Source organism: Acinetobacter sp. 802_lipA (assembly GCF_058242885.1).
Genome location: NZ_JBZAYP010000001.1, coordinates 547,975 through 572,735 on the forward strand (window position 1 = coordinate 547,975; position 24,761 = coordinate 572,735).

21 protein-coding genes, 1 other RNA gene and 1 pseudogene are annotated in these 24,761 nt (G+C 41.8%); 10 read left to right on the forward strand and 13 right to left on the reverse strand.

Annotated features, from left to right (window positions below):
- The first annotated feature begins 40 nt into the window (after positions 1-40).
- From AC4CU3_RS02710 to AC4CU3_RS02740, 7 genes are all read left to right on the forward strand, one after another.
- Complete coding sequence (locus AC4CU3_RS02710) at positions 41-739, forward strand: lysophospholipid acyltransferase family protein (RefSeq protein ID WP_114836851.1); 699 nt, start codon at positions 41-43, stop codon at positions 737-739.
- A complete protein-coding gene (locus AC4CU3_RS02715) occupies positions 736-1,680 on the forward strand; it encodes a phosphatidate cytidylyltransferase (RefSeq protein WP_039889734.1) in 945 nt (314 codons plus the stop codon). The genes AC4CU3_RS02710 and AC4CU3_RS02715 overlap by 4 nt, the downstream gene beginning before the upstream one ends.
- 262 nt (positions 1,681-1,942) lie before the next feature.
- Positions 1,943-2,428, forward strand: a complete 486-nt coding sequence (locus AC4CU3_RS02720) for an NUDIX hydrolase (RefSeq protein WP_005399799.1) — start codon at positions 1,943-1,945, stop codon at positions 2,426-2,428.
- A 4-nt stretch (positions 2,429-2,432) separates the two neighbouring features.
- A complete protein-coding gene (gene mnmA / locus AC4CU3_RS02725; RefSeq protein ID WP_005399800.1) occupies positions 2,433-3,566 on the forward strand; it encodes a tRNA 2-thiouridine(34) synthase MnmA in 1,134 nt (377 codons plus the stop codon).
- Between the two features lie 13 nt (positions 3,567-3,579).
- Positions 3,580-4,311, forward strand: coding sequence for a high frequency lysogenization protein HflD (gene hflD, locus AC4CU3_RS02730; protein ID WP_004980842.1), 732 nt, complete (start codon positions 3,580-3,582; stop codon positions 4,309-4,311).
- A 57-nt stretch (positions 4,312-4,368) separates the two neighbouring features.
- Positions 4,369-5,757, forward strand: a complete 1,389-nt coding sequence (gene purB / locus AC4CU3_RS02735) for an adenylosuccinate lyase (protein ID WP_078389641.1) — start codon at positions 4,369-4,371, stop codon at positions 5,755-5,757.
- 98 nt (positions 5,758-5,855) lie between these two features.
- A complete protein-coding gene (locus tag AC4CU3_RS02740; protein WP_279043529.1) occupies positions 5,856-6,512 on the forward strand; it encodes a DUF2238 domain-containing protein in 657 nt (218 codons plus the stop codon).
- Between the two features lie 129 nt (positions 6,513-6,641).
- On the opposite strand, the gene AC4CU3_RS02745 is transcribed toward AC4CU3_RS02740, so the two are convergent.
- From AC4CU3_RS02745 to AC4CU3_RS02780, 8 genes are all read right to left on the reverse strand, one after another.
- Positions 6,642-6,893, reverse strand: coding sequence for a hypothetical protein (locus AC4CU3_RS02745; RefSeq protein WP_004694228.1), 252 nt, complete (start codon positions 6,891-6,893; stop codon positions 6,642-6,644).
- A 175-nt stretch (positions 6,894-7,068) separates the two neighbouring features.
- Complete coding sequence (locus AC4CU3_RS02750; RefSeq protein ID WP_490737978.1) at positions 7,069-8,313, reverse strand: FAD-dependent monooxygenase; 1,245 nt, start codon at positions 8,311-8,313, stop codon at positions 7,069-7,071.
- On the reverse strand, positions 8,310-9,518 hold the full coding sequence (gene ubiH / locus AC4CU3_RS02755; RefSeq protein WP_279043525.1) for a 2-octaprenyl-6-methoxyphenyl hydroxylase: 1,209 nt from the start codon (positions 9,516-9,518) through the stop codon (positions 8,310-8,312). Before ubiH ends, AC4CU3_RS02750 begins: the two co-directional genes overlap by 4 nt.
- A 149-nt stretch (positions 9,519-9,667) precedes the next feature.
- The gene (locus AC4CU3_RS02760) at positions 9,668-10,825 is read right to left on the reverse strand and encodes a tetratricopeptide repeat protein (protein WP_279043523.1); all 1,158 of its coding nucleotides are present in this window, start codon (positions 10,823-10,825) and stop codon (positions 9,668-9,670) included.
- A gap of 188 nt (positions 10,826-11,013) precedes the next feature.
- Positions 11,014-12,173 (reverse strand): IS3 family transposase gene (locus tag AC4CU3_RS02765; protein ID WP_490737979.1). Its coding sequence is split into 2 segments (ribosomal slippage): positions 11,014-11,939 and positions 11,939-12,173, totalling 1,161 coding nucleotides; the frame shifts between segments, so codons are not numbered across the junction.
- Between the two features lie 21 nt (positions 12,174-12,194).
- Positions 12,195-14,129: an ESPR-type extended signal peptide-containing protein gene (locus AC4CU3_RS02770; protein WP_279043519.1), complete on the reverse strand. Its 1,935-nt coding sequence runs from the start codon at positions 14,127-14,129 to the stop codon at positions 12,195-12,197.
- A 673-nt stretch (positions 14,130-14,802) separates the two neighbouring features.
- Positions 14,803-16,125 (reverse strand): Xaa-Pro aminopeptidase, encoded by a 1,323-nt coding sequence (pepP, locus tag AC4CU3_RS02775; RefSeq protein WP_279043517.1) that lies wholly within the window; start codon positions 16,123-16,125, stop codon positions 14,803-14,805.
- A gap of 79 nt (positions 16,126-16,204) precedes the next feature.
- Positions 16,205-16,837: a UPF0149 family protein gene (locus AC4CU3_RS02780; protein WP_218287997.1), complete on the reverse strand. Its 633-nt coding sequence runs from the start codon at positions 16,835-16,837 to the stop codon at positions 16,205-16,207.
- A 64-nt stretch (positions 16,838-16,901) separates the two neighbouring features.
- On the opposite strand from AC4CU3_RS02780, the gene AC4CU3_RS02785 reads away from it, so the two are divergent.
- From AC4CU3_RS02785 to ssrS, 3 genes are all read left to right on the forward strand, one after another.
- Positions 16,902-17,453, forward strand: coding sequence for a hypothetical protein (locus tag AC4CU3_RS02785; protein ID WP_279043514.1), 552 nt, complete (start codon positions 16,902-16,904; stop codon positions 17,451-17,453).
- Between the two features lie 2 nt (positions 17,454-17,455).
- On the forward strand, positions 17,456-17,740 hold the full coding sequence (locus AC4CU3_RS02790; protein WP_004694243.1) for a cell division protein ZapA: 285 nt from the start codon (positions 17,456-17,458) through the stop codon (positions 17,738-17,740).
- A gap of 99 nt (positions 17,741-17,839) precedes the next feature.
- Positions 17,840-18,023: non-coding RNA, 6S RNA (gene ssrS / locus AC4CU3_RS02795), on the forward strand.
- Between the two features lie 279 nt (positions 18,024-18,302).
- On the opposite strand, the gene AC4CU3_RS02800 is transcribed toward ssrS, so the two are convergent.
- From AC4CU3_RS02800 to AC4CU3_RS02820, 5 genes and pseudogenes are all read right to left on the reverse strand, one after another.
- A complete protein-coding gene (locus AC4CU3_RS02800; protein ID WP_279043549.1) occupies positions 18,303-20,024 on the reverse strand; it encodes an ATP-binding protein in 1,722 nt (573 codons plus the stop codon).
- On the reverse strand, positions 20,024-21,607 hold the full coding sequence (locus tag AC4CU3_RS02805; RefSeq protein ID WP_279043510.1) for a 5-oxoprolinase subunit B/C family protein: 1,584 nt from the start codon (positions 21,605-21,607) through the stop codon (positions 20,024-20,026). Before AC4CU3_RS02805 ends, AC4CU3_RS02800 begins: the two co-directional genes overlap by 1 nt.
- Before the next feature lie 33 nt (positions 21,608-21,640).
- Complete coding sequence (locus tag AC4CU3_RS02810; protein ID WP_279043509.1) at positions 21,641-22,447, reverse strand: putative hydro-lyase; 807 nt, start codon at positions 22,445-22,447, stop codon at positions 21,641-21,643.
- Complete coding sequence (locus tag AC4CU3_RS02815; RefSeq protein ID WP_279043507.1) at positions 22,440-23,222, reverse strand: 5-oxoprolinase subunit PxpA; 783 nt, start codon at positions 23,220-23,222, stop codon at positions 22,440-22,442. Before AC4CU3_RS02815 ends, AC4CU3_RS02810 begins: the two co-directional genes overlap by 8 nt.
- A gap of 35 nt (positions 23,223-23,257) precedes the next feature.
- A pseudogene (locus AC4CU3_RS02820) lies at positions 23,258-24,512 on the reverse strand (NRAMP family divalent metal transporter).
- Positions 24,513-24,761 lie beyond the last annotated feature (249 nt).

Sequence of the window (24,761 nt, forward strand, 5' to 3'; positions counted from 1 at the left end):
TAAAAGTCCATTGAAATTATTGATAAGATTGGTTTATGCAATGAATAAAACTCCGCTTCAAAACGAAAAAAAAACAGCTTTAGAGCAAACTCAAAGTCATTTTGCGACTCATTCTATTGCCCGTTTAATTGCATTTTTTACACGGCGTGGAGCGCGTATGCTAACGGGTACACGTAGTTTATGGATCGGTTGCCAGCCTGTGCCCAAACAGCGTATTTATTACGCCAACCACAATAGCCATATCGACTTTATACTACTGTGGTCATCTTTGCCGACAATCATGCGACGGAAAACCAAGCCTGTGGCTGCTTCTGATTATTGGCTGAAAGATGGCTTTCGCCAATTCCTTATTAGAGATACCTTCAATGGTATAACGATTCAACGCAACCGAGATGATCATACTGATCCATTACAACCCGTTAAAGATGCACTTGAACAAGGTTACTCGATTATCTTTTTCCCTGAAGGTACTCGCAATCTAAATGATGATATTGAATTACTACCCTTCAAAAGTGGCTTATATAATTTGCACAAACAGTTTCCAGACATTGAAATTGTTCCCGTTTGGATTTCAAATTTAAGACGAGTTATGCCCAAAGGTGCATTTATCCCTCTACCGTTACTTTCTACAGTTTGTTTTGGTTGCCCTTTAGAACAACATTTAGACATGCATAAGGACATCTTTATAGATTATGCGCAAAAACAATTATTAAAATTAAAAGAGGTTGAAAATCAATGATGTTAGACAACCTTAATAAAACCTATGTCCTATTTGCTATTTTTGCAGGCATTTTAGTTTTTGCTTCAACTGTTGGTTTTATTCTCAAACAAAAAGCAGGTTCTCAATCTTCACCAGTTATCGATAACTTAAATGCACGTATCAATGCATGGTGGGTCATGCTCATCGTGATTGCTGCTGCAATTTTACTGGGAAAAACCGCATTTATTGTATTATTTGGAATTATCTCTTTGTTTGCCCTACGTGAGTTCATTAGCTTACTGCCGACCAGACGGGGCGATTATTTTCCATTACTGATTGCATTCTATTTTGTTATTCCCTATCAATATTATTTGATTTATACCGACTGGTATGGGCTGTATTCAATCTTTATTCCACTCTATGTATTTTTATTAATTCCTATTGCCAGCTTAAAACAAGAAGACACCACCCATTTTCTAGAACGTAGTTCAAAAATTCAATGGGGACTCATGGTCAGCGTATTCTGTATTTCACATGTTCCAGCATTGTTGAATTTGAAACTCCCAGAGTTTAAAGGTGAACCAATTTGGCTAGCCATTTGGTTAATTATGGTGGTTCAAGCCTCTGATGTGTTGCAGTATGTGTGTGGAAAATTATTTGGTAAACACAAAGTTGCACCCGTTTTATCCCCATCAAAAACAGTCGAAGGCCTACTCGGTGGTATTTTCTTAGCCACAGCTTTAGGGACTGCAATGGCTTGGTTAACGCCGTTTAGCTATGTTCAAGCTGCTTGTATTGGATTGGTTGTTTGTATCTTTGGCTTTTTTGGCGGCCTCGTTATGTCTGCGATTAAACGTGATCGTGGTGTTAAGGATTGGGGGCAACTCATTCATGGCCATGGCGGAATGCTTGACCGCATTGATTCTATTTGCTTTTCTGCACCTATTTTCTTTCATATACTTAGATATTGGTGGAGTTAATTGGAAAATTGGGTTAGACAAATATTTAAACGATAAATTTCCCCTAGTCCAACCCAGTTTCAGCACTCGCTTGGCTTGTATTCTGCCTCATGATATTTTGTCGATGCTGCCTAATGTCTATGTGGTGTTACCTTACAAGCGCCCTTTTGTCATTTTTTATTTTCTTAACCACTTCCCAACACTTCTCAAACCAAAGCAAATCTCCATAGCCACCACCGCCTAAATTTTGTAGAATAGCCCTTTTACCCCATGGTGCTTTTATATGACCGCTTGGACAGCTCACGTCACCGTCGCAACTGTTGTTGAAAAAGACGGAAAATTTCTATTTGTAGAAGAGCATACTGCGGGTGTGACACACACTGTATTTAACCAGCCTGCAGGCCATGTTGAATCAGGTGAAACACTCATCGAAGCTGCCATTCGTGAAACTATGGAAGAAACTGGACATGAAGTGTCTATAGATGCGTTATTGGGCATTTATACCTATACACCACCTATGTTTCCAGACCGCACGTATTATCGTTTCTGCTTTTTAGCGCAGTCACTTCATCACAGTCCAACCGCTGAACTCGATACAGGTATCGTGGGTGCAGTATGGATGACTTTGGATGAACTACTCGAAACGGCTCGTGCACGTAGTCCATTGGTGATTAAAGCGGTTCAAGACGCACTTGCGGGTCAAAAATATCCTTTATCGCTCGTTTATGAGCACCAAAATTCTCCCCTTATTTCAAGTTTGGATGCCTAGTCCTATGCAACAACGTGTCATCGTCGGTATGTCGGGTGGTGTAGATTCATCTGTTTCTGCTGCTCTTCTTCTTCAACAAGGTTATCAAGTTGAAGGTCTTTTCATGAAGAACTGGGAAGAAGATGACGGTACGGAATACTGCACAGCTATGGAAGACTTAGCCGATGCTCAAGCGGTCTGTGACAAACTAGGGATTAAGCTACACACCGCTAACTTTGCTATGGAATATTGGGATCGTGTATTTGAGCATTTCTTAGCGGAATATGCTGCAGGCCGTACTCCAAACCCAGATATTTTATGTAATAAAGAAATCAAATTTCGTGCGTTCTTAGATCATGCTATGCAACTGGGCGCAGACTTTATTGCGACTGGTCACTATGCACGTCGCGGCGAAACTATGACCAACTCTAAAGGTGAGGAATACGCACCTTTACTGCGTGGTTTAGATAAAAACAAAGACCAGACCTATTTCTTACATGCTGTGCATGGCCGTGAAATTAATAAGACGTTGTTCCCTGTCGGTGAAATTGAAAAGCCTGAAGTACGTAAAATTGCGGAACAATATGACTTAGTCACGGCGAAGAAAAAAGACTCAACAGGCATCTGTTTTATTGGTGAACGTCGTTTTAATGACTTCTTAAAACAATACTTACCTGCACAAGCTGGAAAAATCGTCTTAGATGATGGCAAAGAGGTTGGTGAACATCACGGCTTAATGTACTATACGCTCGGTCAACGCGGTGGTATTGGTATTGGTGGTTTGAAAGGTGTGGCTGAAGGCGCATGGTTCGTTCTACATAAAGATATTGAAAACAACCGTTTGGTGATTGGTCAAGGTCATGAACATCCACTGATGCAAAGTACTACACTTTGGAGTGAAACGATTGACTGGGTCGCAGGTGAAATGCAGATTCCTGAAACAGGTTTCCGTTGTACCTCACGGACGCGCTATCGCCAAGATGACCAAGATTGTGTGATCTTTAATGATCCGACTACCCCAGGTGGCGTACGTGTTGAGTTCGATGAACCCCAACGTGCCGTGACTCCGGGTCAGAGTGTCGTATTCTACTCAGGTGAAGTTTGTTTAGGCGGTGGCGTGATTCATCATACCAATGCTCCTAAACCTGATTTTATTTAAAGGATTTTAAGACATGGCTGAGTTACCGTTTCAACAGCCTCAAACTTTGAACGAACGCCAAAACCGAGCTTTGGCGTTGGCGGCTGTTTTTCAGTCCGCGCAACTAACGCATATGACCGCCTTAAGCGGTCAGCAAAGTATTGGGGAAAGCGGTAACTTCTATTTAGAGCAATTGATTAAAGCCAGTTTAAATATCCGACCGAAGGGCAACCAAAGTGGACAAACTTTAGACTTCTTTCATCAACTGGCGGACATCTCCTTAGGACTGAAAACCTTAGAAAGTAGCATTACCCAGCCCTTTAATACCTCACCCAAAACTCGAATTCCCAAATTATCCACCGCTAAACTTCCCATGACCTATGCCATGGCACTCTTACAACTCGAAAAGAAAGTGTATAGCAACCCCAAATTCGTTGAAATTATTGAACAGTCCCAACAAAAAATCTTAAGACAGCTTTCTTTTTTCGATAATAACTATTTACACCCAAGCATCATTGCCAACCTCGCACAAACCTATGTCGACACTGCTGGGCAAATTAACCCACGCATTATGGTGCGAGGTAATGCAGAAGCATTTAAAGACTCATCGCATACCAACCGCATTCGAGCTTCCCTCTTCACTGGCTTACAAATGGCACATTTATGGCGTCAGCTCGGTGGAAGTTCATGGGGCATGGTGTTTAGTAAACGCAAATTGCTCAAAGATATTCAAGATCTCGCTCGTTTACAGTATCAGGTGATTTAACACATGATCGACGGGCTTTTTAGTTTTACGTTTAATTCCAAAGTTTAAGGAATCGCTATGAACGCTTTAACCGCACTTTCTCCATTAGATGGACGCTACGCTAGCAAATGTGATGCGCTTCGTCCTTTCCTCTCTGAGTTTGGTTTAATCCATGCTCGTGTGACTGTTGAAGTGCGTTGGTTACAAGCGCTTGCAAACCGTCCAGAAATCACTGAAGTGCCTGCTTTCAGTGCTGAGACCAATGCTGCACTTGATGCAATTGTTGCTGACTTTTCTGAAAACGATGCCAACCGTATTAAAGACATCGAACGTACTACAAACCATGACGTCAAAGCGGTTGAGTACTTCCTGAAAGAAAAAATTGAAGGCATCGAAGAGCTTAAAAATGCGGGTGAATTCATCCATTTTGCGTGTACCTCTGAAGACATCAACAACTTGTCTCATGCATTAATGCTGAAAAGTGGTCGTGATGTATTGGTTGCATCTATGCAGCAAATCATTGACTCAATCGTGGCATTGTCTGAAAAGCATGCTGACCAACCTATGTTGTCTCGTACACATGGTCAGACGGCAAGCCCAACCACTTTGGGTAAAGAAATGGCAAACGTAGCTTATCGTCTTGCGCGCCAAATCAAACAATTCAAACAAGTTGAGCTTTTAGGCAAAATTAACGGTGCAGTAGGTAACTATAACGCTCACCTTTCTGCTTACCCAGACATCAACTGGCCTGCACACTCACAAGCTTTCGTTGAGTCTTTAGGCCTAAGCTTTAACCCATACACCACTCAAATCGAGCCGCATGACTACATGGCGGAACTATTTGATGCTTTACGTCGTTTCAATACGATTTTGATCGACTTTAACCGTGACGTTTGGGGCTACATCTCTTTAGGTTTCTTCAAACAAAAACTCAAAGATGGCGAAGTGGGTTCTTCAACGATGCCACACAAAGTAAACCCTATTGACTTCGAAAACTCAGAAGGCAACTTAGGCTTAGCCAATGCTGTACTGGCACACCTTGGCGAAAAACTTCCAATTTCGCGCTGGCAGCGTGACCTAACGGACTCAACTGTACTACGTAACATGGGTGTTGGTTTTGCACAAAGCTTGATTGCTTTTGAAGCTTGTTCAAAAGGCATTGGTAAACTTGAACTCAATGCTGCACGTATTGATGAAGACTTGAACAATGCGCAAGAAGTTCTAGCTGAACCAATTCAAACCGTCATGCGTCGTTACAACGTTGAAAAACCATACGAAAAACTAAAAGCATTAACTCGTGGTCAAGCCATGACACGTGACATGATGGTGGACTTCGTCAATGGTAATGAACTTGAAGCTGTTCCTGCTGCTGACCGTGCACGTTTAGCGGAAATGACACCTGCAACCTATACAGGTAATGCAGCTGAACAAGCAAAACAAGTTGCTGACTTAATTTCTAAAATCTAATTTTTAGAAACTGAAAAAAAAGCGGAGCTTCGGCTTCGCTTTTTTATCTATAATGCAAACAAGAATATCCTAGATGCATAATTGAAAAACTAATAAAAATGATGACAATCCTGAAAAGTACAACAACGAAAGCTTACTTTGACTATCAACTGAAAAAACCGCATTGGATTGCGCTCATTGTACTCGCTGTCGCCATTGCTTTCGCATCGATCCATCCCCTTGAACTCAGCTCTTATATTTTGCATCAGGTTGGAACTGTATTCATGTTGGTTACGCTGATCATTTGTCTTTATAAAATGGGGCTCAGCTTAATCAGCTTTATGCTTTATATTGGGTTTTTGCTGATTCATATACTCGGTGCGCATTATCTATATTCTTATGTACCCTATAATGAATGGTCAATGCAGTATTTAAACCTAGACCTCAACCAGAGTTTAGGTTGGACGCGGAATATGTATGATCGCTTTGTACATTTAGCGTACGGTCTACTGCTCTACCCATTTTTCTATCGTCTGTTTCAAGTGTGGTTACCCCAACTTTCTAGACTCACCCTATTCTTGCTGGTCATTCAATTTGTAATGGCAAGTAGCCTTATTTACGAATGGATTGAATGGTTTATTGCGATGGGCTTATCACCTGAAGATGCTGAAAACTACAATGGGCAACAAGGTGATATTTGGGACGCGCATCAAGACATGCTTTTAGCCACAGTTGGCGCGATCATCACAGGCATAGTCTGTCTATTGAAAAAGTAGTCCTTTGCTGCCATCCCTATAACACAACAAATCACGACTATTACAGGACTCATTCAAGCACAAGTGATTTGTACATCAGTTTTAAAAACACAATAAAAAACACCACGTCAGGCGTGGTGTTTTTAACTCTTAGTCTTTCGCAGACTCATCTGTTGGCACTTCAGTAATTCGGCCACCGCGAGCAAGGAATGCCGCAACTTCGTCTTCAAGTGCTTGGCGTTGTTTTAATTTTGCAGTCACCGTCAGTGTTTCAGCTTCGGCAACATCACCATCGCTTGCAGCATTATCAGAAGAATCTGATGCGCCTTTTTCCGCTGCTTGAGCTTCGTCTTCGTCGACTGCTGAGTCTTCTACATCATCATAATCATTTGAATCAGTCATCTTAATCTCCCCACAAATGACATTTTAGGTTCCCATGAATTACTGGTTTCCAATTATGTTGAAATTTAACAAGCTCTCAGCCTTTCGCATAGTCTTATTCAATGGAAAATCGTATCTTTTTTAATCAAAATCGTAATCTTATTTTACGACTGGCTAAAAATTAACACTTCCTTTCTTAGACAGCATAACGCGTCTCTTTGAGCAACCTTAAACCATTGGCCTGTGCCATAAAAGCATCTTTTAATACAGGCAGTTTTTCAACCTGTTTCAAACCAAAGTTTCGCGCCCATACCACAGGAAAGAGTTGTGTGGTTTCAATCCAACCGATGGCAGACATGCTATGCATCATGGCATCATTTTGTCCTTTACGGCAGTGTTCATAACGCTTCAGTGTTTGCTCATGTGCCCACACGCCACGTGCTAGATCATGTAGTAATACATCACACAGTACAGCCGCATCAAGACAACCAATATTCACCCCCTGCCCTGCTAAGGGATGAATCACATGAGCTGCATCACCAATTAAAGCCAAGCCCGCTTTAACATATTGCTGTGCAGCACGTGCTTTGAGTGGGAAAGTGGCACGCGGTGTCGCTTCCAACACTTCGCCTAACATGTGATGACTTTCTCGCGTTAACAGCTGGGTAAATTCAGCATCTGAAAGTGCAGCATATTCTTCTGCATAATCATCGGGGAGCGTCCATACGATAGACTGCCAATGCCCTGCTTGCTCTGGTTTTAAACTCGCCATTGGTAAAAATGCCAAAGGCCCCGTTTCTAAAAAAATCTGACGTGCAACGTGTTGATGAGGCTGAGCTGTACGAATGGCACAGCTTAAACCAGCCTGTTTGTAATCCAGCACATCGATATCGATAAATGCTTGTTCTCGTACAAAAGAGTTTGCACCATCAGCACCAATCACCAGTTTCGTTTTCAACACCGTAGCATCGGCCAAATGGATATACCACAGCCCAACACCTTCTTCAACACGGGTAACTTTAACTTGAGTTTGGTAATCGTTGAGTACAGCAAGCATCTGCTGTTGAATGGCTAAATTGAGCAAACTTGGCTCAACCATGGAACCGAGTGCTTGTTCGCCCTGTGGTTCCTGCTTGGACGCATGACCAAAGTTAATTTCACCATAGCCATTTTTATTCCACACCTGCATGCCGCTATACGGCATCTGGCGGGTAATCTTGTCCCAGACATCAACGGTTTTAAGCAAGTGTATCGTCGCTTGACTGAGTGCCAAGACGCGTGGGTTTGCAACACTCAAAGTTTTTTGTTCATCTAAAATAGGTGCAGCATCCAGTACAGTAGCTTGCACACCGCCTTGCGCCAAAAGCAAGGCAGTCAGTCCACCCACCAAACCACCACCAATGATCACGACATCTAAAACATCAGTTTGAACATGACTCATGCTTTTAGCCCCATGGCATAGTTGGCAACGAGTGGTTTAATGCCTGGAATCGTATCAAACACGACCAAACCAGTATTACGAATAAATTTTAAGATTGGATTGCTATTGCTAAAGCCTCGAACCACCGAATCACAGAACTTAATCACGCGTTGTTGATCGGTCAAACGTGAAGCCTCATAGGCTTGCAATATCTCAGTATCGCCCAAGTCGGCATTTTGCGCAATTTGCTCCGTTAAATAACGTACCAAGACGTGTGCGTCTCGCATACACAGGTTAAAACCTTGCCCCGCGACGGGGTGAATGGTATGCGCGGCATTGCCCATTAACACCACCCGTCCTACGGCCTGCTTTTCGGCTAGCACTTGTGACAATGGAAAACTAAAACGCTTACCTGTTTTTTGAAACTTTCCTGCACGGTCGCCATAAGTGTCTTGTAAGGCATCTAAGAAATGTTGATCATTTTCATCGCCCAACCATTCACCTTCTGTGCCTTTTTTCACAGGCCAAACCACGGAGCGACGGTATTCACCTGGAAGCGGTAATAGTGCCAATGGCCCTAAGCTACTAAAACGCTCAAAACCCACATGGTTGTGCGGTTTTGAGGTTTGTACCGTGGTCACAATAGCGACTTGATCATAGTCATGCTCCGAAGCGCCTATTCCTAAGGCTTTACGGCAGAATGAATCACGTCCATCTGCAGCAATGACAAGTTTTGTTTGTAGTGACAGTTGTTCTTCTCCACGACTGGCTTCTATGTAAGCCATATCAGCATCTTGGGTCAGTTGAGTGACTTGTACACCATCAATCAGCTCAATGAATGGTTGCTTTTGAACTTCCGTCAGTAGCACACGACCGAGCCATGCATTTTCGATGACCTGCCCGAAGCTTTCGACTTTTTCTTGTTCTGCTTTAAGCCGCGCCTTACCAAAGCTACCTTGTTCGGTGATATTTACTTCTAAAATAGGTGTTGCATGTTCTTGTAACGCGCTCCATAAACCCAGTTCTTGGTAAATTTGAACTGTCCGACGTGACAAGGCGCTGTTTCGCGCATCAAAACTAGAATGGTATGGCGCAAGGTTTACATCATCATAATTTGGATATTTGATCGCCTCTAAAAGCTTCACCGCAATGTTTTGTTTGGCTAACATCAACGCCAGACTGAGTCCGACCATACCACCACCGACTATGATGACTTCTTGTTGCATGCTTCTATCCTTTTTATGACGTACCTAAAGTCAAAAACTTCAAATACCTATAAGTTTTAATGGATTTATATTACATCAAAGATTTTCTTTTTTATAATGAAATAGGCAATTGTTGGTTGGAGTTGAACTAGAATGATGCATTATTCAAATTATTCCAAACTTGATAGAAGCTCATTCAACCGTTTTTGCGCATCTTCATTAAAATTACTAGCAGCTTGATAATACCAACGTTTTGCAATTTTTAAATCTATATCGAAACCATTTCCATACTCATACATCAAGCCAAGCTTATAAGGTGCAACAGCATTTCTTTGCTTTGCTGCTTTCCGATATAAATTTGAAGCTTCCATAAAACTTTGTTCAACCCCTTTGCCCTTTTCATACATTTCACCAAGAACAGTTTGTGCATCAGCATTGCCTTGAGCAACGGATTTATTTATCCAAAACAATGCTTGCAGATAATCTTTTTGCACACCTTTACCACCAAGATAGAGTAGACCTAAATTAAGTTGCCCAAATTGATCTTTCTTATCAGCAGCTTGTTGATACCAATATTGTGCTAGAGCATAATCCTGAATCACCCCTTCCCCATTTTCATACATCTTTCCAAGCTCATTCTGAGTCAACACATCTCCACTTTGTGCACACTTTAAAATTCGGTCATATGCAGGAATCTTTTTATAATCAATCATCAACGATTGCTTAATTTTATAATCACAATCAATGACATCAAAACCTAAATAGCTTTCGAATAGCTCAACCAACAATCTGCGAGCCAAGGCCGTGTGATACATTGACTGATTCTTTGAAGCAATGTGATAGTACTTAAAATAGTCTTCTGTAAAGTCAAATGAAGAATCGTAATCTATTATTTTTTCTCTCTTTAATTTACCCTTTTCTAAATATTCACGTTCATAATATATTGAAAAATTAAACCATTCCTTTTCAAAGTCTTGTATCTCCCCTTCAAAGTACAAATCTTCATCTTCTTCCTGCGAAACCCTTCTAACCTCCATATTGTTTTTATAAATCAAATAACTATAACCATCACAACTATCTACACATTCAAAAAAAATCACCCAATCATTTAAAGGCAAATCTTCTAATAATTCTTGCCATAACTCAGGATCATTGTAAGCAGAATAAAAAATATCTACATTATCAACAAAAATGAAATTTCCACCAATTTCTTGTATACGAATATTTGTATATGAATCAATAATTTCAACTTCATGCTGCATCCATTTATAAATAATAGCTTTTACTTCTTTAATATCACCTTGGAATGGAAACACCATTCCTGTCATTCGAGTACCCATATTTTTTATTTTTACACTACAAAATTAATTAATTTATCTTACTTCAAAGATTTTCTTTTTTATAATGAAATGGATGTTTTTACGTACTTTCACCGTAAAGAGCCCTGTTGCCAAAGTTATGCAGATAACAGTTTCTTAAACTTTTATTTCACACAAGAGATTTGATGTGGGTGATCCTAGACAGTATCGTGGACAACCGATCCCTCTAAATTCTTGAAATATTTCTGTTCAAAGGCTTCTGGGCTTAACCAACCGTTTGCAGAATGCCTTCTGACCCGATTGTAATAAATCTCTATATAGTCAAACAAGACAGCATTCGCCTCTTTTCGAGTAGCGAACACACTGCCATGTATCACATGACCTTTCAATGTATGGAATAAGCTTTCGGTCACTGCATTATCCCAACAGTTTCCCCTGCGTGACATACTTTGAATACAGTTATTCGTTAATAATAGCGCCCTAAAATCACGACTACAGTACTGTGAGCCTTGATCCGAATGGACCATGACGCCCATTGGATAACCCTGACGAGCCATTGCATAATTAAATGCATCACACACCAATTGACGATCTATTCGATGGCTAGTTTGCCAACCGACTATACGACGACTAAATAGATCTAACATCACACATAAATACAGCCAACCTTGCTTGGTACGGATATAAGTAATATCTGTTGTCCACACCTTATTCGGCTGAGTGACTGAAAATTGGCGATCCAACAGATTTGGTGCTGTAGGCAAACGATGGTTTGAATCAGTCGTATGCTTGTATTTACGCGAAATCCTGCTACGTAAACCAAGCTTTTTAAGCATTCTTCCAACGGTTCGTTCGCTCATGCTGTAACCTAAATCATGCATGTCATATACCAATGACGGTGCACCCAATCGTGCATGATGCTGCCAATATACGGCTTTTAAATCCTTATATTTCTGCGCTGTATAGGCCTGACGTTTTCGCCAGGCATAATAGCCTGAAGTGCTGACACCCAGGCATTTACAGGCAGAAGACACGGTGACTTCATCCACATCCAGATCTTGAATTACCGTGTACTTTTCTTGGTATGATCTGTTAGAAAGTACACATGCGCTTTTTTTAAGATGTCATTGGCTTCCCTGAGCTGTTTGACTTCTTTCTCTAATTCCAAGATCCGCTGTTGTTCTGGTGAAAGTTGACGTTTGCTTGAACCCACTGGATTGGCTTCACGAATCCATTTTTCTAAGGTTGAATAACCCACACCTAATTTCTGGGCGATTGCAGCGATAGGCTCGTGTGAGTTTGAAAGTGCATAATCAATTGCTTGCTGTTTAAATTCAGGATTGAAGCGTTTAGCCATTTCGATCTCCAAAGATTAAAGTTACGTTATCTTTAGAGGGAAGTGCTGTCCATTATTTTGGCTAGGATCACTCTTAATATCGCCATTGGCAACATTGGTGATTTTCTTCTTGCCCGCATCAATGCCCTGAGCCGTAATGCTTGGACCGTCTTTAATGCTGAGGCCGGCATTGTTAATCAGCGTATCGCCCAGCTTTACAGAATCAAAGCTGACATCTTTCTTCGTTGCAACAGTCAGATTATTTGCTTCACGCTTAATCTCAATGTTTTCACCATCCAAGAATTGAACAGTATCTGAGGCTTTTACTGCACTTGCAGCATCACCATTCGCCTGGATTTTCCAAGTTTGGTTTTGCAAGTTGGCAATATCACCCGTATTGCTAGTAATTTGCTCACCCTGTTTGGTCACAGTTTGGGTCAAATTAGTCACATTTTGATTGGTGCTGTTTAATTGGCTGCCATTGATGGCGTCTTTCGAAGACGCGCTGATATCACCATCCGCCACATTGGTGATTTTCTTCTTGCCTGCATCAATGCCTTGAGCCGTAATGCTTGGACCGTCTTTAATACTGAGGCCGGCATTGTTAATCGTCGTATCGCCCAGCTTTACAGAATCAAAGCTGACATCTTTCTTCGTCGCAACTTTGTATTCTTTGCTACCGTCTGCATTGGTGACATCGGTAACTGTGATGTTGTCGCCTTCCACAACGCTAGTTTTCGTACCAGCTCCAGCATTTTTTTCAATTGCTTCTGCGATAGAAGTATAGTCATTACCAGCGACATTAAATGGCCCAGTTAACTTGCCATTATCACCTACAGTAACGCCACCACCAATAATATCTGCAGCACTATTTGCAACATTACCCAATACCACATTGGTTCTGTAAAGTTGGCTACCATTAATACCATCAGTACTTGTAGCACTAATATGACCAGCCGCAACATTTTTAAGCTGACGTTCAGCTCCAGCAGATCCTAAAGAAACTTGATCGCCCGCCTGACTTGCAGCACCAGCAAATGACCCAAATTTTATGCCATCAATCGTTGCTTCTGTTTCTTTTGTTGCATCAGTATCGGTATTTGATTTTGAACCAATTGCGACAGCATTCGTTTTTGTTACTTTAGAGGCATTACCAATAGCAATACCATTACTTTTTTCTACTCTTGAACCAAAGCCTAAAGCTGTTGATTCTTTTGCATGAGCAGCAATAGAAGAGTTTGAGCCTAGAGCTAAACTCTTCTCAGCGCCACCTTCAACAGATGCCTTACGGCCAATCGCGACAGTATCTCCAGTATTATTACCAATTTTAGAAGCAATACCTATTGCAACACCACCGTCAGAATTACCTGAATTGGCTTTTGCACCAATCGCAACTGATGCATTATCCACATCTGTTTGCGCTTGATCAGCAATAGCCCCTGTGCCAATAGCAACACTGTGCGCCCACGCCCAAGTGTCATTACCAATGGCAACACCACCTTTGTCATCGCCACTATTTGCATTTGCATTACGACCAATTGCAATACCATCATTGATGACACGTGCATTATCGCCTAAGGCAATCCCACCAACGGTTCCTGTTCCACCTGAAACACTAGCAGAACAGCCGATTGCAATAGAATTTTGCAAATGGGTATTAGCAGCACGACAACTTGGGTCTGTTGAGTCTGAAATAGCAATAGACCCAGAATTTGCAGCTCCATCATTACCACTTCCAACGTTCACAGCATACAGTTGTGGTGAAAGTGCAAGTAAAGCTGCAGCTAATAGACTTAAATTAATCGTTTTTTTTGTTTTCACTATGGTTAATTCAGTACTAGAATTTAGAACTGCTTTGCTACGAGTTGACGAATGCCCTTTCGCTGTTGCTAGCTCAGAAACGGCAACCCATGCACCGATTGAAGCGTTCCAAATTACTTTATAAATTTTATTCACACCAACCCGACATTGTGACATGAGTCACATTAATAAATAATAAAGAGACAAAATCTACAGAAGGTGGGCATTATATTCATTTTTTATAATTTATCTATACTTGAGATATAATTTTTTAATCTTTTTTTTGCATCAAAGCTATTTAATCCTTGGAACTGCCAAGTTAAAGCTGGCTATGAATACCATCAAGTCCATAAACCAGATCTTTCATATAACGGATATTTTGTTAATTTTAGGAATGCTTAATCAAAATAAAATATGCAGTTCAAATCATAGAAGATCATGAGCATTTAAAATTCATTCTGGAACATTTGGGATCCAATGAAATTCTGGGGATAATTAGTACCAAAAAATAAATTTTTAAACGATTCATACTATTGATTTTAAATATATTATTTCCATATCTGCATTGTATTAAAAAAACTATCATTTAACTCAAACCAGGCAAATAAATATTATATTTCGGGGTGAGATTATTGGAGATTTTAATAAAAATAAACGAGATATTGATGACTGTATTTTCAAAAATTGCATTTTAAACAATCAATTTAAAACCTACATAACAGTATAATAAAATCGACTCTTCCTCGAATCAGTGCTGATTTTAAAGCTAACAATTCACTCTGTTTAAAATAAATACCTTATAAAAAATAAAAGCCGATCACATGATCGGCTTTTATACAGTAAATTGTATTTATCGCGCCATTAACGCTTCAATCTCTTCTACCGACTTCACCACTTTCGCAGTCAAATTCAGTGGGCCGTTTTTAGTTGCTACGATGTCATCTTCAATACGAATACCAATACCACGCCATTTCGCATCGACAGTTTCATCATCAGGTGCAATGTACAAGCCCGGTTCAACAGTCACGACCATGCCTTCTTCATAGGCACGCCACACACCATCTTGCTTATATGAACCCACATCATGCACGTCCATACCGAGCCAGTGTCCTGTACCATGCATATAAAACTGACGGAAACTTTCCTTTTGGATTATCTCTTCAATATCACCTTGCATAATACCCAGATCAAGTAGACCTTGGACTAAAATGCGCACAGCAACATTATGTGGTTCCTTATACGAGTTCCCTACACGCACTGCATCAATGGCAGCAAGTTGTGCATCAAGCACTACATTATAAAGTGCTTTTTGCTCAGGGCTGAACTTTCCATTGACAGGAAAAGTACGGGTGATGTCTGAAGCATAATATTCATATTCACACGCTGCATCGATCAACACCAAATCGCCATCTTTTAGCTCTTTGTTATTCTCTACATAGTGCAAAATGCAAGCGTTTTCACCACCACCGACAATGCTGTTATACGACGGCACACAGCCATTTTGACCAAATACATAATTCAGCTCAGCTTCTAGAGCATATTCCATCATACCTGGCTTAACGGCTTGCATGGCACGAGTATGCGCTTGTGCGGAAATATCTGAAGCTGTTTGCATCAATGCAATTTCTTGTGCTGATTTAAACAAACGCATTTCATCTAAAATACGGTCTAGCTGTATCAATTGTGCAGGTGCAGCAGTCCCACGACGTGACTCACCATTGGCAGTCGTGATCCATTTTGCTACACGCGCATCAAATTCAGGCTGTTGCCCAATACGATAGAATAATTTTTCTTTGCTTAAGAGTTTTTCAATGATTTCTTCATCTAACAAATCTATCGCATAGGCTTCGTCAGCTTCATAGTCATCTACCGCGCCATCCACACCTGCGCGATAACCATTCCAGATTTCCATCTCGCGGTCACGTTCACGGCAGAACAAACTGTAGCTATAACCGTCTTCATCATCTTCAGCAAAGGTTTCAATGACTGCTACGGCTTCGGGCTCAGCAAAACCTGTCAGATAAAAAAAGCTGCTATCAGTACGATATTTATAGTCTGCATCACGATTACGCATCGCCACTGGACTGGTCGCAATAATGGCAATACTGTTCGGCCCCATTTGTTCAGCCAAACGATCACGGCGTTCCTGAAAATCCACTTGCGTTAGTTTCATGTTTGATCTGTCTTTTTTATACCAAAAAATAAAAGTGCCACGCGCACCTATCATGTACGCGCAGCAAATCTTATGCCAATCAGCTTGGGCGATGCGGCGTAAACATTTCTACAACATTGTTCGCTTCTGTTACAGAACGATCGATTTGTTGCTTGTTATGAAAGTGTTTAAGCAGCGAACTTTCATCAACCGCAATCTTTTTGCGGCCTACAGATAAGCTCACAGGAATTAAACGTACAAACTCGTATAACTCTTGATAACTCTCTTCACCCTCTTCGTCATCATCGGTTTCTTCAAACTCAACTGCCGCGACATCTTGTAAATGTTCGATCAGTTCCATTTCATCTGGGCGAATATGACCAGACGCCAAACCAAAGCCCAGCACTACGCCTGCGCACCAATCCGCCAAAGCTTGTACACGGTCTGCCAGCGTATGAGTGTCATCGGGAAGTAACGGTAAATAGTCCAACTCATCGTCAGAAAGTGCATGTGCGACATCTTCTGCTTCATCGGCTAACAAAGCCAAAGCTTCTTCGCTTAACTCAGGAATTTCCAAAGTCGTGAGGATGTGTTGCCACTCTTCACGGCTCGGTGCCTGAGTTACACAAATGATACCCGTGAGTAAACCATGTAACTCACTTGGGCTAGAAATCTCTTCAATTTTAGAAAAATTTGGCTGCCATTCTGACCAACCTGAAATATCGTCTTGCATTCGTTTATCCAATCTCTATACTTCTTATATATTACCTTTGTTTGCAGCACTGTGCGACCACGATATGTTAGAAGAATTACAGCGTCTACAGGCGCATATTGGCGTTTTAAAAACGCGACTTGCTCATTTTGAAAGTGAAAATAGCACTTTAAATGCAGCTAAACTGGATGCTGAAGAACAGCACCGTTCTCAAGTTGTGCAAAAAAATGGCTTAATTACCCAGAAACAAGAACAAATTGATGATTTAACTGAGCAATTAAGCAGCGCTCAGACCCAATATCAACACTTGAACACTGATGCGACTGCTTTAGCCGATCGTTATAGTCGTTTGGAAAAAAGTTGTACGGATTTAAAAAATCGCTTTCAGGAAATCTTGGCTGAGCGTAATGAATTACGTGCAATTAAAGAAAAAATGAACAATGATCAGCGTCAAGCTCAGCAAGAAATCCAAGCACTTCAGCAAGAACGTGAAAGATTGTTACAAAAAAATGAGCATGCTAAAGCCAAAGTCGAAGCCATCATCCAACGTTTGGCTGTTTTAGGCACAGCGCAAGATCATCACGCGCAAGAAATTCAACAACTTGCCCACCCTACTGAAGCTGGCGAGGAAGTTTAAACATGAGCGAACCGATTACTGTTGAATTACGTGTCTTAGGTCATAGCTTTCGTTTAGTCACAACGGAAAAAGAAAAAGCCGACCTTGAACGTGCAGCTCTGCTTTTAAATGATAAATATGATGAATTTCGCCGTAAAGCGCCACGGGTAGAACCCAGTAAAATTATCATTATGGTGGCACTAGAGTTAATGCAAGAAGTGTTGTCGATGAATAAAACACTGCAAGAGTATGCACACGCAGAACGATTACTGGCAAATATTATCGATGACGTTGCGGAACTTGTTTAAACTCGACTTAATTGAATAAAGTATCAACACTTACTCCAGTTGTTTACAGTTCGTAGCGGTGTATGAGTTGCCATCAGTGTGATATTCGTTATACTTAAGGCAACTCTGAGGTGTTCGCCAGCGGGTCTATTCCCCTGCCGATACTTAAACTTATGGATGTGTTCTGTATATTTAGAGTGTATGCCCACTTTCATGTGGGAAACCCAGCAAGTATACGTCGCGTCCACCTTGAACTCATCGGGTTCAGGGTAACGACACATGCAGCGGCATCTTCGGAGTACTTTATTTACTTAAAATAATAATTACATACATCGCTAATATTCTTTAATTTTTATTTTTCAAGTTTATCGCTTTCATCTTGTCTCCGAGCTACAGAACAAAATGATTATTGAATATCTCTTTAAATAACGCTTTTATTGGACTATTAAATCTTAATCGAACCATTTTTCCACTTCATTTGTCCATAAAACAAAGCTAACCAGCCCTCAACTTTTAAGAGTTTTCAAACAAAAACCTGACTTAGCTAAATGCTGCATCAGGTGCATTCACATGATTTATTTTTTTAGCAAATCGATCCAATAATATGCTCTGCGTGACAGGTCACCCCTTGCTGAACCATCAATTGAATCACTCCACTTTGATGTGCAAGTACAGGGACTTCCATTTTCATGGCTTCCATAATCGCCACCACCTGCCCCTCTGCGACCTGCTCCCCGTTTTCTACCTTCCAAGCGCTAATTACGCCATTGATTGGTGCAAGTAAGTGTTCAGCACTCACTGCTGTTTCTGTAGCTGGTTGGTCTTGAGACGTCATTGTAGGGTTTTGTGCAAACATACCCGCAGGTAAGCCTAAACGATGTAATTTCCCATCAATTTCAATATAACTGAGTAACATCGGCTGTTGATGATTCGGAATACTGCGTTTCGTTGGCTTTAAGTCCTGTTTAAAATCATTTTCAATCCAACGAGTATGAACATTAAATGTGGCGGTAAAATCAGCTTCATTTAATACAACACGGTGAAAGTCTAAAACCGACGCAACCCCTTCAATTTTAAATTGCTTCAGCGCACGTTTAGCGCGAGCGATCGCAATTTCACGGGTTGGGCCTGTGATAATCAGTTTTGCCATAAGCGAATCAAAATGACTCGACACCAAAGAACCAGTACGAACACCTGTGTCTACACGTACCCCCTGACCAAATGGTGCTTCAAATAAACTCAATACACCAAAAGCAGGAATGAAGCCACGAGCGGGGTCTTCAGCATTGATACGAAACTCAATGGCATGCCCCTGCGCTTTCGGGGTTTCTTTGATTGAAAGTTCATGGCCTTGAGCCACGCGAATTTGCTCAACCACCAAATCGACTTTGGCCGTTTCTTCAGTAACAGGATGTTCCACCTGCAAGCGGGTATTAACCTCTAAAAATGAAAGCTTTCCATCACGGCTCAGCAAATATTCAACTGTACCCGCACCGACATAGTTGGCTGCCTGACAGATATTTTTAGCCGAAGTTAAAATTTCTTGATATATCGCATCGCTGATAAAAGGCGCTGGCGCTTCTTCAATCAGTTTTTGATTACGACGCTGTAGCGAACAATCACGTGTGCCTAAAACCACAACATTGCCATGTTGATCGGCAATCACTTGTGCTTCAACATGGCGTGGTTGATCTAAGTATTGCTCAACAAAACACTCACCGCGGCCAAAAGCGGCTTGTGCTTCACGTACAGCCGAATCATACAGCTCCTTTACATCTTCCAGTTTCCAAACGACTTTTAAACCGCGACCACCACCGCCAAAAGCGGCCTTAATCGCAATAGGTAAACCAAACTGCTTTGCAAACTCGAGTGCTTCATCAGCATTATTTAAGGGGCCTTGTGTACCATGAACTAAAGGTGCGCCCACTGAAGCGGCTATCTTACGTGCTTCAATTTTATCACCCAACTTTTCAATGGCACTTGGTGACGGCCCGACCCACTTTAAGCCTGCATCAATTACGGCCTGTGCAAATTCAGCACGTTCAGATAAAAAGCCATAACCTGGATGCACCATGGTCGCTTTGGATTTTTTAGCAACCTCAAGAATGGCTGGAATATTCAAATAAGTTTCACGTGCAGTTGCACCGGCCAAACCCCATGCTTCATCCGCCAGTTCGACATGCATACTATCCATATCATCATCAGCATATAACGCAACTGAGCTAATACCCATATCACGGCAAGCATGAATAATACGAACGGCAATTTCACCACGGTTTGCAATTAATAATTTTTCAGTCGTCATCATTTATTCTCAAAATCTGTAAATTCGGTCATTTTTTTAAATTTGATTTGGCAACCTGCTGGAATCTGCGCCACCAAGTCCCAATGGTACTTTGCCACAGCCGCAATGACGGGGTAGCCACCAGTTAAAGGATGGTCATTCATAAACAGTACAGGTTGACCACTGGGTGGAATCTGTAAGGCACCAATACAAGTTCCCTCACTTTCCAACTCATGGGTAATTTTGCGCTGCAACGGCTGCTCACCTGAAAGTCTCAGTCCAACCCGATTGCTTTCATTCGTCACAAGCCAAGCTTGCTGACATAAGCGCTCAATGCTCTCCGCTTCGAACCAATCCGTTCGAGGTCCCATCACAATGTCGAGCTCAACCACATCGCCGACTTTGGGCAAGTTTAACTTCGCAATTTCAGTATTACTGATATTTGAAACTTCAACCTGTCCTTGATAAATCGTATCCCCCATTTTTAGAGGTTCTGGTCCTAATATGGCCAAACTATCAAATGAGGCGCTATTCAGCACAGGCTGTACGTCGATACCACCACGAATCGCCAGATAATTTCTTAGCCCTGCCGTCGGTTCTTGAATCTGAAATTCATCACCTCCATCAAGGGCAATCGCTTGATAACTCTCAAAATCAGCCTTTTGTCCATCACTAAATTTCACGTGGATGTTTGAAATTGCTCCCGTAACCGAAATGACTGTGGACTGATGCATTTTGGCTTTCAAACCACCATTTAAAACTTCAATCACAGGTGTCGGAGTTGGGTTACCAACAATTCGATTTGCACTGTGCATCGCCGATACATCCATCGCCCCTGCAACACCAACCCCAATCTTGGTCTGGTTAAAACGCCCTTCATCTTGAATCAGCATGTGTAGGCTCGGTGCAGTTACCGTAAACAAAGGCATGGATTGTTTGGGTTCAACTGTACGAGTGACTTGCTGTGCTACGCTAACCGTAGTCGGTTGATGTGTGACATCTTCAAAATGGACCGTCATCCCTGGTAACAATAGCGCTGGATTTTTACGCTCTAGATCCCACATTTTTTCAGCAGTCGTACCGATCAACTGCCAGCCCCCCGGACTGTCTTTCGGGTAAATCCCTGAATATTGTCCTGCCAGTCCCAAAGAACCCGACGGTATTTTTTTACGTGGCACAGCTAAGCGAGGAATATCTGTAAATGGTCGATCGGGACTGCTCATATAAGCAAAGCCCGGTGCAAAGCCAATAAAAGCCACATTCCAAACACTTTGACGATGCTTCAAGATAACTTCAGCAATTGAAAGCCCTTGTAACTCTGCAACTTGAGCAAGATCTTCGCCCGTATAGCAGATAGGAATAATCAATTCTTGGACATTACGCTCACCGCCTGAACCAATTTTTACAGTCTGAATCGAAGTAACCAGTGTTTTAAAGGTGGTCTCAATTTCATTAAAAAATACCAAAATCGTTTTTGCAGCAGGGACTAAGTCTTTAATTCCATTCAATTGCATCGTGTGCAATTTATTGTACAACGCCAATGTTTCCTCTAGGCTGTCAAGCTCTATAAGAAAACAATCCGCGTTTACCGATAAAAAACGCATATGCCTATCCTTTTAAGTATTCTTTGGTCCCGCTTAAGCTATCCATGCACGATCAGGAATGTCGGTAATCAACATATGACCGGGAGCATGGCTTATGGCAAAAGGAATTTTTGAGTTCATCACCGCTGCTTGCGGGGTGACACCACAAGCCCAAAATACTGGAATTTCCCCAGCCTCAATACGTGAAGCATCACCAAAGTCTGGCTGATTCACATCACGAATGCCTAAACCTTCAGGATATCCAATATGCACGGGTGCACCATGCACACTTGGCATCCGTGCTGTAATTTTGACGGCATCCGTGATTTGATGGGATGGAATTGGGCGCATAGAAACCACCATATTGCCCGAAATACGACCCGCAGGCTGACATTGAATATTGCTCAAATACATCGGTACATTGGTCTGATCATGGATATGACGAACTTCAATGCCCGCCTCTTGCAGTGCTGTTTCAAAGGAAAAACTACAGCCAATTAAAAACGTTACCAAGTCAGGATGCGCATGATAAATGTCACTAGCATCCGTGACTTCATCGACCATTTCACCCTCTTTCCAGATGCGATAACGTGGAAAGTCAGTGCGTATATCTGAATTTTCTGCCAGTCTTGTGGCATAAACACCTTCCTCTAGCACGTCTAAAACAGGACAGCTTTGCGGATTGCGATGTGCATACAGTAGAAAATCATAAGCCCAATCTTTAGGTACCGAAATCATATTGACCTGCGTCATGCCCGCAGCCATACCCGCCGTTGGTTTGTCAAAGCCTGCACGGATTTTTAAACGTGCGGCTAAAGCGGCTTCAAGCTGCGCTGAATCGACTCGGATATCCTTATACATTGCCTACTTCCTCATGCTTTAAGACAAAGGGACGAATTTCAATATGATGATTTAGCAGTTCAGCTTTAATCGCAGCCGACATCTCTAAAGCACCCGCGGTGTCACCATGTAAGCAAATCGTGTCCGCTTGAATAGGGGTAAATACACCATCAATCGAATCAACGCCGCCATTTTTCAACATAGACACCACACGGCGTGCCACCAAGGCTGAGTCATGTAAAACAGCCCCGTCCAAACGACGTGAAACCAATGAGCCATCACTGTTATAAGCACGGTCTGCAAATGCCTCAGATACAACCTTTAAGCCTGCTGCACGTGCTTGCTCAACCAAATGGGAACCTGCCAGTGCCACCAAAACCAGTTCTGGGTTATACATTTTAATGGCATCAATCACCGCAGCGGCCTGAGCTTGATCGTGTGTAATGGTGTTATACAGGGCGCCATGTGGTTTCACATATTGCACTTGAGAACCAGCAACTTTGGCTAAACCATCTAGTGCAGAAATTTGATACAGCACATCGGCAATCAGCTCATCACGCGACACATCCATATTACGGCGACCAAAACCGACGAGGTCTGGATAAGATACATGCGCGCCAATCGTGACATTTAATTCAACAGCCTTACGCAGTGTCTTTAAAATCCCCAGCGGATCACCTGCATGAAAGCCACATGCAATATTGGCACTCGTGACCACAGGTAGAATTTGGTCATCATTGCCCATTTTCCACGAACCAAAACTTTCACCCAAGTCACTATTTAAATCTACAAACATGGCTTAATTCCTTTATCACTTCACCATCGTCTGGCTTAAAGTTTGGTTAAATAATTAAAGACTGTAGTAAAGGACATATAGCCCATCCACCATGTCAACATACATGTGAGTACACCCAAAATAAGTAACCATTTTGGATAGTTATAATTCCCCATCATATCTTTACGACAAGCGGCAACATAAACAAAAATAGTCAAACCAATTGGCAGTACCAAGCCATTAAAGCCACCAACAAAAATCAAAAGTCCAGCAGGGGTTGCGCCCAGTACGACATACAGCAATAAAGCTAAAGAGATAAATGTAATGGTGGTGTAATTGGTTTGCTTTGGACTGAGGTTTTTCTTAAATGCGGTAAAGAATGAAACCGAAGTATAAGCGGCGCCAATGGTACTACTGATCCCTGCTGCCCAGAAAATTAGACCAAATAATTTATAACCAAAAGTTCCTGCGGCATATTGAAAAGCTTGCGCTGCGGGATTGGCATCATGGCTGGCTAAATCAATACTTGCGCCACTTACCACCACACCCAAGAAAGCTAAAAACAGCACATAACGCATGATGCCTACAACCACAATACCTTTGGTTGCGGCTCTTGCAACTTCATCAATATTTTCAGGGCCAACCGCACCTTTATCCAGTAAACGATGGGCGCCTGCATAGCAGATATAGCCGCCGACCGTTCCACCAACAATCGTGGTGATGATGGCAAAATCAATCTGGTCGGGTGCAAACGTTTGATGAACAGCTTGGCCCACAGGTGGCATCACAATGACGGCAACAATGATAATCAAGATGATTTTGAGCAACCCCAAAACGATCATGCTTTTATCCATGGCCAGCGTGGCTTTTCTTGAAGCAAAAATTAAAATGGCCAAAGCACCACTTAAAATGCCGCCCCATTTGGTGTCCAAACCAAATAAGGCATTGAGACCTAAAGCCGCACCTGCAATATTACCAATACTGAAGAAAAAGCCACCCAAAATGACCAGAAAAGCCAGTAAGTAACCACTGCCCGGCAAGGCTTTATTGGCAATATCCGAGGCACGCATTTGCGTCAGCGTTACGACACGCCAAATGTTTTGCTGCACCACATAATCAATCAAAATAGACACTAGAATGGCAAAGCCAAACGCCGCACCCAATTTCACAGTAAAGACCGCAGTTTGAGTTAGAAAACCAGGTCCCATGGCGGAAGTTGCCATCATAAAGATTGAAGCAACAATGGCCCATTGGCGATCTGATAAAAAAGTAGATTTTAATAAAGACATATTTAATGCGTTCCTCGTCCATTTGAGCTTAATAACGCTATTTTCAAGTTGAACCAAGAACATCATTTTGTTTGCAAATTCTGTTCTTAAATCCCTTTAACTGACAAAGATTCCCTGTTGCCCAACCAAAGCCATGGCGGATCAAATCTTCTATTTGAAATAAGAACATAGGCAAGCGCGATGAACAATACGACTTTTTACATCCATTATTAAAACTAAATAACTGTATTTTATTATTTTTTATTTATTAAATGTCTAATGATAAATTTTA

What these genes read in the sequence shown, in the direction of transcription:
- AC4CU3_RS02710 (WP_114836851.1), top strand. Translation starts at nt 41, where the DNA reads ATGAATAAAACTCCGCTTCAAAACGAAAAAAAAACAGCTTTAGAGCAA.
- AC4CU3_RS02715 (WP_039889734.1), top strand. Translation starts at nt 736, where the DNA reads ATGATGTTAGACAACCTTAATAAAACCTATGTCCTATTTGCTATTTTT.
- AC4CU3_RS02720 (WP_005399799.1), top strand. Translation starts at nt 1,943, where the DNA reads ATGACCGCTTGGACAGCTCACGTCACCGTCGCAACTGTTGTTGAAAAA.
- mnmA (WP_005399800.1), top strand. Translation starts at nt 2,433, where the DNA reads ATGCAACAACGTGTCATCGTCGGTATGTCGGGTGGTGTAGATTCATCT.
- hflD (WP_004980842.1), top strand. Translation starts at nt 3,580, where the DNA reads ATGGCTGAGTTACCGTTTCAACAGCCTCAAACTTTGAACGAACGCCAA.
- purB (WP_078389641.1), top strand. Translation starts at nt 4,369, where the DNA reads ATGAACGCTTTAACCGCACTTTCTCCATTAGATGGACGCTACGCTAGC.
- AC4CU3_RS02740 (WP_279043529.1), top strand. Translation starts at nt 5,856, where the DNA reads ATGATGACAATCCTGAAAAGTACAACAACGAAAGCTTACTTTGACTAT.
- AC4CU3_RS02745 (WP_004694228.1), bottom strand. Translation starts at nt 6,893, where the DNA reads ATGACTGATTCAAATGATTATGATGATGTAGAAGACTCAGCAGTCGAC.
- AC4CU3_RS02750 (WP_490737978.1), bottom strand. Translation starts at nt 8,313, where the DNA reads ATGAGTCATGTTCAAACTGATGTTTTAGATGTCGTGATCATTGGTGGT.
- ubiH (WP_279043525.1), bottom strand. Translation starts at nt 9,518, where the DNA reads ATGCAACAAGAAGTCATCATAGTCGGTGGTGGTATGGTCGGACTCAGT.
- AC4CU3_RS02760 (WP_279043523.1), bottom strand. Translation starts at nt 10,825, where the DNA reads ATGACAGGAATGGTGTTTCCATTCCAAGGTGATATTAAAGAAGTAAAA.
- AC4CU3_RS02770 (WP_279043519.1), bottom strand. Translation starts at nt 14,129, where the DNA reads ATGTCACAATGTCGGGTTGGTGTGAATAAAATTTATAAAGTAATTTGG.
- pepP (WP_279043517.1), bottom strand. Translation starts at nt 16,125, where the DNA reads ATGAAACTAACGCAAGTGGATTTTCAGGAACGCCGTGATCGTTTGGCT.
- AC4CU3_RS02780 (WP_218287997.1), bottom strand. Translation starts at nt 16,837, where the DNA reads ATGCAAGACGATATTTCAGGTTGGTCAGAATGGCAGCCAAATTTTTCT.
- AC4CU3_RS02785 (WP_279043514.1), top strand. Translation starts at nt 16,902, where the DNA reads ATGTTAGAAGAATTACAGCGTCTACAGGCGCATATTGGCGTTTTAAAA.
- AC4CU3_RS02790 (WP_004694243.1), top strand. Translation starts at nt 17,456, where the DNA reads ATGAGCGAACCGATTACTGTTGAATTACGTGTCTTAGGTCATAGCTTT.
- AC4CU3_RS02800 (WP_279043549.1), bottom strand. Translation starts at nt 20,024, where the DNA reads ATGACGACTGAAAAATTATTAATTGCAAACCGTGGTGAAATTGCCGTT.
- AC4CU3_RS02805 (WP_279043510.1), bottom strand. Translation starts at nt 21,607, where the DNA reads ATGCGTTTTTTATCGGTAAACGCGGATTGTTTTCTTATAGAGCTTGAC.
- AC4CU3_RS02810 (WP_279043509.1), bottom strand. Translation starts at nt 22,447, where the DNA reads ATGTATAAGGATATCCGAGTCGATTCAGCGCAGCTTGAAGCCGCTTTA.
- AC4CU3_RS02815 (WP_279043507.1), bottom strand. Translation starts at nt 23,222, where the DNA reads ATGTTTGTAGATTTAAATAGTGACTTGGGTGAAAGTTTTGGTTCGTGG.